Origin of the sequence: Octadecabacter temperatus (assembly GCF_001187845.1) — a bacterium.
Lineage (GTDB): Bacteria > Pseudomonadota > Alphaproteobacteria > Rhodobacterales > Rhodobacteraceae > Octadecabacter > Octadecabacter temperatus.
In genome coordinates this window covers 1,879,225-1,890,849 of the sequence record NZ_CP012160.1, presented here as the reverse complement: position 1 = coordinate 1,890,849, position 11,625 = coordinate 1,879,225, and the positions used below count along the sequence as shown (strand labels likewise).

The 11,625-nt window shown below is 54.7% G+C and carries 9 protein-coding genes; 6 read left to right on the top strand and 3 right to left on the bottom strand.

Annotation, left to right across the window (positions count from 1 at the left end; genetic code table 11):
* Positions 1 to 62: 62 nt before the first annotated feature.
* The gene (locus OSB_RS09450) at positions 63 to 260 is read right to left on the bottom strand and encodes a hypothetical protein (protein WP_049834760.1); all 198 of its coding nucleotides are present in this window, start codon (positions 258 to 260) and stop codon (positions 63 to 65) included.
* A 58-nt stretch (positions 261 to 318) separates the two neighbouring features.
* On the opposite strand from OSB_RS09450, the gene OSB_RS09445 reads away from it, so the two are divergent.
* Positions 319 to 564, top strand: coding sequence for an EF-hand domain-containing protein (locus OSB_RS09445; RefSeq protein WP_049834759.1), 246 nt, complete (start codon positions 319 to 321; stop codon positions 562 to 564).
* 162 nt (positions 565 to 726) lie between these two features.
* Here OSB_RS09445 and OSB_RS09440 read toward each other — a convergent pair whose 3' ends face one another.
* Together OSB_RS09440 and OSB_RS09435 are read right to left on the bottom strand one after the other, a co-directional pair.
* Positions 727 to 1,764 (bottom strand): fatty acid desaturase, encoded by a 1,038-nt coding sequence (locus OSB_RS09440; RefSeq protein ID WP_049834758.1) that lies wholly within the window; start codon positions 1,762 to 1,764, stop codon positions 727 to 729.
* A gap of 641 nt (positions 1,765 to 2,405) precedes the next feature.
* Positions 2,406 to 3,326, bottom strand: coding sequence for a LysR family transcriptional regulator (locus OSB_RS09435; RefSeq protein ID WP_049834757.1), 921 nt, complete (start codon positions 3,324 to 3,326; stop codon positions 2,406 to 2,408).
* Between the two features lie 119 nt (positions 3,327 to 3,445).
* Between OSB_RS09435 and OSB_RS09430 the strand changes: the two genes are divergently transcribed.
* The 5 genes from OSB_RS09430 to OSB_RS09410 all read left to right on the top strand — a co-directional run bounded on the left by OSB_RS09430 (position 3,446) and on the right by OSB_RS09410 (position 11,237).
* Positions 3,446 to 4,270 carry a glutathione S-transferase family protein gene (locus OSB_RS09430; RefSeq protein WP_327196174.1) on the top strand — a complete coding sequence of 275 codons (825 nt, stop codon included), beginning with the start codon at positions 3,446 to 3,448 and terminating at the stop codon, positions 4,268 to 4,270.
* 3 nt (positions 4,271 to 4,273) lie between these two features.
* Positions 4,274 to 5,860 carry an alkaline phosphatase family protein gene (locus OSB_RS09425; protein ID WP_049834755.1) on the top strand — a complete coding sequence of 529 codons (1,587 nt, stop codon included), beginning with the start codon at positions 4,274 to 4,276 and terminating at the stop codon, positions 5,858 to 5,860.
* A gap of 35 nt (positions 5,861 to 5,895) precedes the next feature.
* The gene (locus OSB_RS09420; RefSeq protein ID WP_074202215.1) at positions 5,896 to 6,945 is read left to right on the top strand and encodes a TAXI family TRAP transporter solute-binding subunit; all 1,050 of its coding nucleotides are present in this window, start codon (positions 5,896 to 5,898) and stop codon (positions 6,943 to 6,945) included.
* A gap of 78 nt (positions 6,946 to 7,023) precedes the next feature.
* Entirely contained in the window at positions 7,024 to 9,393 is a 2,370-nt protein-coding gene (locus OSB_RS09415; protein WP_049834754.1) for a TRAP transporter permease, read from the top strand.
* A gap of 41 nt (positions 9,394 to 9,434) precedes the next feature.
* Complete coding sequence (locus OSB_RS09410; RefSeq protein WP_143831237.1) at positions 9,435 to 11,237, top strand: SulP family inorganic anion transporter; 1,803 nt, start codon at positions 9,435 to 9,437, stop codon at positions 11,235 to 11,237.
* The last annotated feature ends 388 nt before the right edge of the window (positions 11,238 to 11,625 follow it).

The following is an 11,625-nucleotide window of genomic DNA, read 5'->3' as shown; positions in this document are numbered from 1 at the left end:
GATGGGGCAAGCGTAGCGCCATGTAAGGAACGATTCAGGTGATTTGGCGACACGGACTTTTCTCACCACGACATCACGAACAGGGATATCTGGCGCAATTGCGCGGCGCATTGCCAGTTGTGAAGGTCGCTGTGCGCTAGGTTCAGCGCATCCCTGTATTGCGGCGTTGCTCCGCCGAAGGGCGCGCGCAAAACACGCGTCCCATTGCGCATTTCTGCCGCTTCGTCGGGTCGGAATGGATCGTAAAGTCGGGCGGCCATACTCCTCATGTCACGGGATGCCAGCGTGCATCCCTCCATGTCCAAAGGAGACAAAACTATGTTGAAGTTTACTAAACTGAGTGCAGCCGTTTTCGTTCTGATCGCAGGTGCAGCAAGCGCCCAAGAGGCAGATCCGAACATCGACGTAAACGGTGATGGCTTTTACAGCTACCCAGAAGTTGGTGCGGTTTACCCTGAACTGACCGACGCTGAGTTTACTGTCATGGACACCACGGGCGATGGCCTGCTGGATATGGCTGAAGTGATGGCCGCGCAGGAAGCAGGGCTGATGCCTGCGTCCTAATGGGCACCTAACGACAACCCTTATCCCTAGATACGAAGACTTTCGTTGTCGGGTTGGCTGATCGCTCCGCTCAGCCCGATGCGTTAGCGCCTGGCGCGTTCCCCAAGCGTGCTATGGGTGTTGCCCCTCAGTTCCAGTAACTGAGGGGCATTTTTTCGGCAGTTATTTAACGTTGCGCAGCTGGCGCGCCGTGACAAAGGACACCAAGCGGCGGCTACCCGTGTCCCACAGGTTTAGGCGTGCGGACTTAAAGCTTTGGCGTAGGGTTAGACGGCTGCAATCCACCAGCTCTTCGTGGTCATTTAGAACCTCGCGCAAGCGGTAGAACGGGATGCGGCTGTAAAGATGGTGCACATGGTGGATACCGATATTGGCCGTAAACCAACGCAGGATCGGCGGCAGGTCATAGTGTGAGCTGCCGTGAAGGGCGGCATCGTGTAACTGCCAGTCCTCGGTTTCTTCCCAATGGGTCGTTTCAAACTGATGCTGAACGTAAAACAGCCAAACCCCAACGGACGCGGCGATGATCGTTGACGGGAGGAAGACCAAGAACAGGGCCTGCCATCCGCCAAAGTAAACGATAGCTGTCAGGATGGCGGCGAGGGCGGCATTGGTGCCCATGGCGGAAATCCAATACTTGCGGCCTTGGTCCATACAGCTGAGCGGTAGGCGGTGCTGCAGCAGGAACAAATAAGTCGGACCAATGCCAAACATCACAATCGGGTGGCGGTAGGCGCGGTAAAGGAATCGGCCAAACGGTGTGCGTTGGTGGTACTCTTCTGTGGTAAGGGTCATCACATCGCCAATGCCGCGAAACCCGAGGTCGCCTGCGTGGCTGTGGTGGATAGAATGGGTCCGACGCCAAACGTCATAGGGTGTCAGCGTCACGACGCCCAAAACACGGCCAACCCAGTCAGAAACGTTGCGGTTGTCATAAAACGACCCGTGGCCGCAATCGTGTTGGATGCAGAAAAGACGCAGCAAAAACATGCCGTTAACCGCCGAAATCGCAAAGGCAGCTAGGTAGCTGTATTGCGCGATGTAGCATGCCAAAACCCACAACATGATGAACGGAACCGCACTGACTGCCAGCTCAAAACTGCTGCGCATCGCATCCGGTTCACGGTATTTCGCTAAAACACGAACCCAATCGCGGGCAGCCATATTCGTCGAGTCAGTCTCGGGGAGAGGGTTTGTCATTGAGATGTATCGCGCCTGTTGGTTTTTGTTGGTTGCGACGTAGCTATAGCAATGGACCCGTTAAGCAAATGCGCATTCGTCGCAGCGGGCTATGCGCGATAAGAAAAGGGGTGGGATTTTGTCGCAAGTTTGCGAGGGTTCAGCCTGTGATTGCAGTATTTGCAACTGGAGCGCTCTCAGAGTTGAATTGGAAAGACGGCAATGCGGGACAGGGCTGCCGTTCGTAACTTTGGAACGAATGGCTGCTTTCTCTACAACGCATTTGCAGCGGAACTTGACATCGGCGAAAAGAGGCCACTTGCGGGCAAGTGTAAGAATACAATCCCGATATGATGAAGCGTACGTTCGTTCGAAGCGATGAGCCGCCCCAAACAGAACTTAACTCGGTTCGAACGCTGTGTCATTGCGACCGCCTCAACACGAGTGGCTTGCAAGTGTAGGCTCCGTCATCAGTCCTAACGGGACAAAAATGCGCTCGTATGGCGACATTACCTTTGTGATCGCCTGGCATCCCGCGGCCCCGCCAAGTTAATGTACATGTAGACTTCCTGAGCAGGTTCGGTCGAAGATCTGTTGGCGGGTCAGATTGCGACAATGTTCACGGGGCGATTGTTGTTTAATCAATATGGCGCTCAAACGCTTCAAACGCCGCTAGAATATCGCGCCGAGACTTGCGTCTTCAGATGTCGCTTAAAGTCGGTTGCCAACGAGGTTTCGGTGCGACTCACCAATGATATCGCATTGATTTCCAACTCTTGGCTTGGAATTCTGAATTTGGCCACCGTCAGGCCGTCCGAGCCGTCCGGCCGTATCGCATACCTTGGCAAGACCGTAAGGAAATTTGTCACCCGTAGAAGCTCTAGGACCGCCTCCGCGGATCCGCTTTGGCAAGCAACCGCCGGATTTATCACCCCGATCTGCCTCAAAGAGGCTTCCATGTCGGCTCTCAGCGTACTCTTCTCAGAATGCCCAACCCATGTAGCATCGGAAAACTCGGTCGTGGAGGTGCATGCGGCTTGAAGTAGCGGATGGTCTTTGCGGCCCACGATAACGTTGCGGTCTTTGAAGAGCGGATCGAGGATCAAGTCGGTATCACCTTCGGCAACAAACTTTGATGGCCCCACAGCGATGTCGACTTGATTGAGATAAACCCGCTCCATCAAGCCAACTTGATAGTCGGGTATGAGGTCGATCCGGACATTTGGGCGAGCAGATAGAAAACTTGCGATGGCTTCGGACATGAGATTTTTGCACAGGAAAGGGGGTGCCCCGATCTTGAGAATACCCAAGTAGCCACGCGCACCAAGGTCGACGACCTCGGCCGCGCGCAATCGTGCGGTCCTGATAGAACGACCTTGCTGAGCCAATTCTAGCCCAATTGGCGTAGGTTTGATTGGGCGGGTGCTGCGCTCGAAGAGCGGTGTTTCGATCCGCTTTTCTAAATTGCTGATCATGCGGCTGAGCGCGGGTTGTGACGTGCCGATCTTCACGGCAGCCAACTGAAGCGTGCCAACATCAATGATGACGGCGAGATGTTCCAGGTGTCGAGGATCTATCAGCATATCGAAACCGCATGTTAATGTGATCAATGAGTATTGGACTGATATAGTTTTATAGCTCTAAGTTAGTCAAGTTTAGTGCCCCGACGGGGGTCAGGAAGCCGTAGAATTGGATATGTCAGTTGCCTGAAATCGAATCTAAAGACACCAGCCTCAAGTCTCTGAGGGGCTTGCACCTTTGGCACGCTCCGATGTCCAGCTGTTCACAGCGGGTTCGGATCGCGATGGCTGAAAGCGGTAAAAACTTCGAGAGTAATGTGATCCGGCTTGAGCAGGACGAGCACGCAACGCCCGAGTATCAACGCATTCACCCAAAAGGGTTGGTGCCTGCGTTGGTCGAGGACGGTCGGCTTTACATCGAGAGTATAGATATCATCGGGCAGGTTGCAGGCGCAGATACGCAACTTGCCGATGTCAGCGACCGGACCATGTTGGAGTTGGCCGATGCAGCGCAACTTGATCTCAAGCTGCTGACCTTTGAATTTCTGTTCCGTTCTAACCCGCCACCTCCTAAGGAAGTTGTCGAAGCCTTCCAGAAAGGCCACAAGAACGAGTGGTTGCTTAAGTTCCGCGAAGATTTCGCGCGTGGATTTGACCCTGATAAGATCAACGCCGCTATCGCCCGCACTGGTGATGGGTTTGAGCAGTTGAATGCGCGGCTTGCGGACGGGCGAACCTTTCTTGAGGGCGAACACTTTACCCTTAGCGATATCGCTTGGATGCCCAATGTGCATCGCTTCCGTTTGATGGGGTGGCCGTTTGAGGAAGCCAAGCATTTGTTTGCCTGGTTCCAACGCGTATCGGCACGAGAAAGCTATCAAAAGGCACTGTTGGATTGGCAGCCAGATCCCGTCGTTGAAGGATTTGAAGCCTACACCAGAACGCGACAGGCCGCTCAATCGGACATTCAGTCGTATCCATATTTCACTTCCAGATCAGAAGGTTAGCACATGGCTAATGTCAAAAACATATTGTTCATCATGGCCGACCAACTCCGTTGGGATTTCCTTTCGTGCTATGGTCATCCGCATCTCGACACACCAAATATCGACCGACTTGCCGGTAAGGGAGTACGATTTGATCGTGCCTATGTTCAGTCGCCTGTTTGCGGGCCATCGCGTGCCTCATGTTACACGGGGCGGACGGTATTTAGCCACGGCTCCACTTGGAACCGCGTTCCGCTCCCAATTGGGGAGTTAACGTTAGGGGACTATTTGCGCCCGGCAGGTGTGACAACTGCCGTTGTTGGCAAGACCCATATGGTGCCAGATGCTGAAGGCATGGCCCGCCTCGGCCTGAACCAATCTACTGATATTGGTGTCAAGATCGGCCAGCCGGGTTTCGATCCCTATGAACGCGACGATGGTCTTCACCCAACGCCGCTTTTGCGAAAAAGGCCGAAGAATTTACGCTACAACGAGTGGCTGAATGAGCAAGGCTATGAGGGTGAAAACCCTTGGAATGACTATGCAAATTCCGCCGAAGGGCCGGACGGCGAGTTGCTTTCCGGCTGGTATCTGAAGAATTCGAACTTGCCTGCTCGGATTAAGGAAGAGCATTCTGAGACCGCTTACATGACAAACCGCGCGATGGAATTCATCGAAGAACAGGGCGACAAACCGTGGCTGTGCCACCTGAGTTTCATTAAACCGCACTGGCCTTATATCGCTCCGGCCCCCTACCACGACATGTATGGACCAGAGACATGGCAACCGGTCCAGCGACGCTCCGAAGAACTTGAGGATCCGAACCCAGTTTACAAGGCCTTCACTGGAGCTCGCGCAAGCGAAGCCTTCTCCCGTCAGGGTGTACGAGAAACAGTCATGCCCGCCTATATGGGTCTGATCAAACAGATCGACGATCATCTGGGACGTCTCCTTGATTGGCTGGAAGAGACGGGCCGCGCCAAGGACACCATGATTGTCGTCACTTCGGATCACGGCGATTACCTTGGAGATCATTGGATGGGGGAGAAAGAACTCTTCCATGAGTGTTCCGTCCGGGTTCCTTTGATTGTCTATGATCCCCGACCCGAGGCCGATGCAACGCGTGGCACAGCGAGCGATGCTCTGGTGGAGGCGATTGACCTCGTCCCGACCTTCGTGGAGGCCGTGGGCGAAACGCCTGCCTATCATCGCCTTGAGGGTCAGTCCTTGTCGCCATTGTTGCACGGAAAACCCGAAGCCGAATGGCGCGACGCTGTATTTTCAGAGATCGACTATGCATTCTATGGCGCACGCGAGGCATTGGGCACCGGAACGGACGACAGCCGTGGCTACATGATCCGGACTGAGGATTGGAAATACGTACATTTCCTGGGTTTTCCGCCGCAACTGTTCGACCTTCAAAATGACCCGGATGAGTTCAACGATCTGGGAAGACATCCCGACTACGTGGAACGACGTGCAAAGATGCACCAGAAGCTATTCGACCGCCTAACGGCACGAAAGAACCGCATTACGCTCTCCCAAGAACAAATCGATGCCGCGAGCAACAAGGAGGAAGAGAGCGGAATTCTGATCGGCTATTGGGAGTAGCCGACACCAAAACTCGGACAACACTGGGAGGTACTATGTCCTTAATATCAAAATTCACCCTAACACTCGCCGTCAGCAGCATCTGCGCATCAATTGCGTCCGCACAGACGAACCTGATCGCGGAAACCGCCGCCCCAACCGGGGTGCCGGGGACTTCCGTTCTGACACTTGCCGAAGTCGCCAGCTTGGAAGGCGTGGCGGATTTGCAGGTCAGAACCGGCCAGACGCTGACAAACTCTTTGCAAAACCTAGCCGAAGGCAACATTGATATCGCTGCGGTGCCGTCATTGTTGCCATTCTTGATGTCTCGTGGCGCGGGCCCATACGCAGCACTTGGCCCAGAAAATGGGGCGGAGTTGGCTGACAACGTGGCCATGCTCTACACCTACCGGCTCTCGGTCTATGCGCTTAGCGCGTATGACAGCTCAGACTTCGACGGCTGGGACAGCGTGGAGGGCGCTACCATCTTCAACGGGCCGCCACGTGGCGCTGCTTTGACGAAGGGCCGAGGGCTGATAACTTTGGCAACTGGCTTTAATGAAGGTGAAGGTTACACTGGCGTTCAAACGAACTGGGGCCAAGCCGTAAGCACCATTGCTGGCGGCGGCTCAGATGCACAGGTTTTGCCGATGAGTACCCCAGACGCACGTGTGGGACAAATCTCAGCCTCTGGTGACGTTACCGTCTTCTCCTTCCCCAAGGACATATTCGAAGGCGAGTCGGGGCAGCGTTATGGATCAGCCCCGGGCGTTGTCGCACTTGAACTGCCGATTGAAGACGGTCTGTTTGGGCCAAATATTTCGGTCGCCTCAGAAGATGGTTTCTTCCGAGGTTATGGCGATGTCGGTGGAGATGCCGTGAACGTCGATATGGATGAAGAGTTGGCTTACCAATTGACCCGCGCCTTTATCGAGAACATCGACGTCTACCACTCCAAAGGCATCTTTATGGCCAACGCGTGGCTGGGTGAAACCGATCCCGAAAGATCTGGCATGTGTGGGCCAAGTCCAGTCCGCTATCACCCTGGTGCGGTTCGCGCGTGGGAAGAAGCCGGGTTCACGATCCCAGACTGCGCAAAACCCTAAATACGTGACACCACTTAAGGGTTCGGGCGGATACGACGCCCGAACCCGATTTTGTTCCTTTTACCGGAAAGACAGATCATGTCGGATAACGCCCCAACGCCCCCAAAAGCGAGCGCATTTCTTTATCCGCTGTCTGTTGTCATTGTCCTTCTTGGGTTAATGAACGCAGTCCCGAGCATTCCTGGTCTTGATGCCAGCATTCGATCTGTTACCGGTTTGGATTGGTTAACTATCCGTTTGTTCCCAACCGAATGGTTCTATCCGATTTTCTTTAGCTTGATGATGATTTGCGTTGCTCTGCGTCACTCGATTGGGCGCGCGTGGTATGATCAAGGCCCGCTCTGGCGCAACATTGGGCGCGCATTGGATTGGGCGCTGGTCATCGCAGCGCTGACAATCTCGCTTACGTACCTTGTCGAAATTGAATCCATTTGCCTTGTCGATCAAATAACAGGTGAAAGACAGCGATTGATCGGTCAAGCGCTTGAGATCGAGAGGGAGCTTGCCACCCTCTATGGGCTTCCGGAACCCAAGACTGTTGATGATCCGAAATGTATTGGGAATACCGGCGGCTGGCTTGTTTTAATCATTGGCGTCGCAGTGGCGATCTTCCTTGCTTACAACGTGAAAGTTTGGGGGTTTCCGCTGGTCGCCGTCGCGATGCTTGTGAGTCTCTATACGCTTGCGACGATATTGGTTTGGTACTTTCACGGCCCTGATGACATCAACAAATACCTCGTGACTATTCTTGGTGGCGAGCCGCGATCGCTCGCGGATGGCCGCGCTACAATGCACGACATTTTGGTCAATAACGCCTCTGGCATACTTGGTCGTTTCCTGGACATCATGCTCAACACGGTGTTTCCGTATCTCGTGCTAGGCTGCCTGTTTGGTGCCTCGGCGGGCGGGCACTCGATGATCAAACTCGCCTTCCGATGGACCCGTAAATTGCGGGCAGGTCCGGCCCATGCGGCCATCGTATCCTCAGCCCTTTTCGGTACGATTTCCGGCGGCCCGATTGTGAACGTCTTGTCGACGGGCGTTTTGACCATCCCGATGATGATAAAACGTGGCTTTTCGAAGGTCTTCGCTGGCGGTGTCGAGGCTGCGGCCTCCTCTGGTGGGTCGATCATGCCGCCTGTGATGGGTGTGGCTGCCTTCATTCTGGCGTCGCTCACGGTGGTACCTTACAGCGAAGTCATTGTGGCGGCGATCTTGCCAGCGTTTGCGTTTTTCTTGTGCTTGTTTTTGTCAGCAGTCTTTCAGGCCCGCAAACAGAACATTCAGGCCATCGGTGACCTCACTGACGACATGTTGCTTGATCGTCAGGACTTCTTGAACCTGCTCATGATCTTTGGTCCGATCCTTTTGATCCTTGCCCTACTTGTTACATCAAAGGAAACGGTCGGCTGTGGATTTGCTGGGGGGCTATTCGGCGCTGAAAGGGTCTTTGTCGATGGCCAATGTGAGGTTGTCAGCCTCAGTTGGTACCAGCAGTTGGTCTGGAACTCTGCGGGCGATGCAGGCAGCGCCGGCTGGTGGGCCGTAATACTGCTTTTAGGTCTCCTTTTTGTCGACCCAAAGGTACGCCAGAAACCACGTAAGATTTTGGACGCTCTCTCTGACGCCGGCCGTTTGATTTCTACGCTCTACCTCATGTTTCTTGCAGTATCGGTCATTGATTTCTGTCTCCAGTTCACTGGCCTGCCGACCTACATTTCGCTCGATGTTCTGGGCTGGCTACGATCAATGGAATTGGGACAAGGCGGATCAGTTTGGTTCCAATTGATTGCCCTACTAGTAACGATGCTCATCGCAATCCTGTTGGGGATGGGGATGCCAGCCGTTCCAGCCTATATCAACGTGGCGCTTCTCATGGGTCCAGTGTTGGCGGGACTCGGGATTTCCACGTTCACGGCGCATATGTTTATCTTCTATTTCGCCGTCGCGAGCGCGATAACGCCGCCCGTTGCTGTTGCCGCCTTCGCCGCGGCGTCGATTACAAAGGCTGAACCCATGGCGACCGGGTTTTCGGCTGTAAAATCAGGCGTCGTGATGTTCGCCATCCCCTTCGTCTTCGCCCTTCACCCAGAAATACTGCTTATCGAGGCAGCCTTTATTGACCCTACGGGAACGCAAGGCAGCGAGGTCCAGTATCTGCAGGGCTATGACGGAAAGGTCTATTTTCTGCCGCTCATGTACCTGCTGCTGAAAGTCGTGCTCGCCTTGTTCCTTTTGGCCAGTGCGTTGGCACGCTTTGATACTGAAAAACTGAAACGGGGGAACATCGTTCTCCGCCTTGTCCTCGCTGGCGCGTTGATTTCAACGGCCCAATGGATCAGCCTGGTGGCTCTGATCGTGGCAATCGGTTTGCTCGCGGTCACCTACCTAAAGAAGCCAAACCCGACTCATGCTGACGAACGTGATCTGCTTAATGAAGCCGGTTAAGTGGGAAACTGGACACCGCAAATGGTGATCGGCGAAATTCGTTGGAGTACATCAGAGTGATGGGCGTTGGCGAATGGGAGAGTTTGAAATGGCTGGGCTCTACGACCGGCGCATCTCTACGAGCTGATGCATTTGCGGGCCTGACAGGCGCGGCCATTGTTCTGCCTCAGGCTGTTGCGTTTGCGGCCATCGCGGGATTTCCTCCGGTCTACGGGCTCTATACGGCGATGATCCCGCCGATCATTGCAGCGGTCTTCGGATCTTCACTGGTGATGGTGTCCGGCCCGACGACCGCAATTTCGGCCGTTGTGTTTGGGGCGCTGGCTGGGCCGTATTCGCCCGGTTCACCGGAATTTATCCGCGCTGCGATTGCTCTTGCTTTGATGGTTGGTGTCATCCAGTTGGCTTTCGCCCTCGCACGTGTGGGCCGGCTCGCTGGCTTTGTTTCGCATTCCGTGATGATTGGCTTTACGGCGTCGGCGGCGCTGCTGATTGCAGTCAGCCAGTTCGGGCCAGCGTTGGGTCTTCCCGCCTCTGAGGGACATGGGATCATAAGCCGGGCGGGAACGCTGGTCACACAGATTTCGCAAACCAATCCGATTGCTTTGTTGTCATCCTTTGTCACGCTGGCAGTCGCGGTTTTGTTTCGTGCGTATTTGCCCCGTTGGCCCGGCTTTCTGATCGCCATCTTGTTGGGCACGCTGGTTGTGTTGCCGTTTGGCGAACAGGCATCCGATCTTGCCTTCGTCGGGGCGCTTCCATCGGCTTATCCTATCTTTGCACTTCCGTCGTTCGAGGGCGTCGGCCTGATCGACCTGACCGAAAGCGCCTTTGCGATTGCCTTGATCGGGCTGCTAGAGGCCATTGCGATCGGTCGGAGCTTGGCCCACCGCACCCGCACAGATTTCTCAGCGAACCAAGAGGTTGTGGGGCAGGGGCTGTCCAATGTCGTGGGCAGTGTCTTTCAGTGTTATCCGGCGTCAGGGTCATTTACCCGTAGCGGCGTCAACCAAGAGGCGGGGGCGACGAGCCCATTTGCCGCGATCTTTGCTGCGGTGTTTTTGGTCGTCATGGCGATGGTGTTCAGCCCCTACCTTGGCATGGTGCCCATTGCCTCGGTCGCGGGGCTCATCCTCTATGTGGCTTATCGGCTGATCAATTTCAAAGAGCTAAGGCACTTACTAGAGGCCAGCACACGAGAGACCGTCATCGCAGCACTTACTTTTCTTGTGGGCGTTTTCATAAACCTCGAAATGGCGATCTATATTGGCACGCTTTCATCCTTGGCGGTGTTCCTTGGCAAAAGTGCGAACCCTGTGCTCGCTATCGGCGCACCCGACGTAAATGAAGGGCGACGCACGCTGCGCAATGCGGAGATGTTCAACTTACCTGAATGCCCCGCAACGCTGATCTTGCGGTTGGACGGGCCGCTTTTCTTTGGCTCCGTCGACTCGATCAACGCGAATCTTCGAAAACTTCAACGAGAGCGACCTGAGCAGATCAATTTGATCCTAATCCTTCACGGAGTCGGCGATGTCGACCTGCCGGGCGTCGAGCTGCTGGAGCACGAAGAAGAAAGACGAAAAGCTTTAGGCGGTGGATTGTTTGTGGTCGTGCATTATCCGCCCTTGGCCAAGCAACTTGTGAAATTGGGGTTGCTGCAGATCCTACCAAAGAACCGCATGTTCGACAGCAAGGGCTCCGCAATCGCCGCGGCCGTGGCGTCGACCAGAAGTGAAACCTGCCAGGGCTGCGCAGCTCGCGTATTTATTGAGTGCGAAACCAGGCCGAGGGGGGCAACGCAAGAACGTGTTGCACCAAAAGAAACTTCGATTGGAGAATGACGCGTCAAGGTTAAAGGGGACGACCGCGATCACCACAGGTTGGCCCATGAAGTCTTGCAATAAAATGACCAAGGAACTGTCTTTACATTACCATCACACGAACGGACACGAACATTCACGGATCAAGTGCTTTCCTACGAGTAAGGGACTATAGCGTCAAATGCCTTACCGTCGATTTCGAGCACTGCAAAAGGCGGCTCAGCCGACAGTATTTATCCGCGAACATCAATGACCTCCCGTACGCCAGCGCGCCGCACGGTCAAACCGTCCAGATGAACCAATCGCTCTCAAGCCAGAACGCTAGCGATCGCCAGACCTCTGACGATCAGGCAGGACTGCAAACGGGCCTGCTTTTGTCCTACCTAATTATTTGATAATCTCTGCGTCG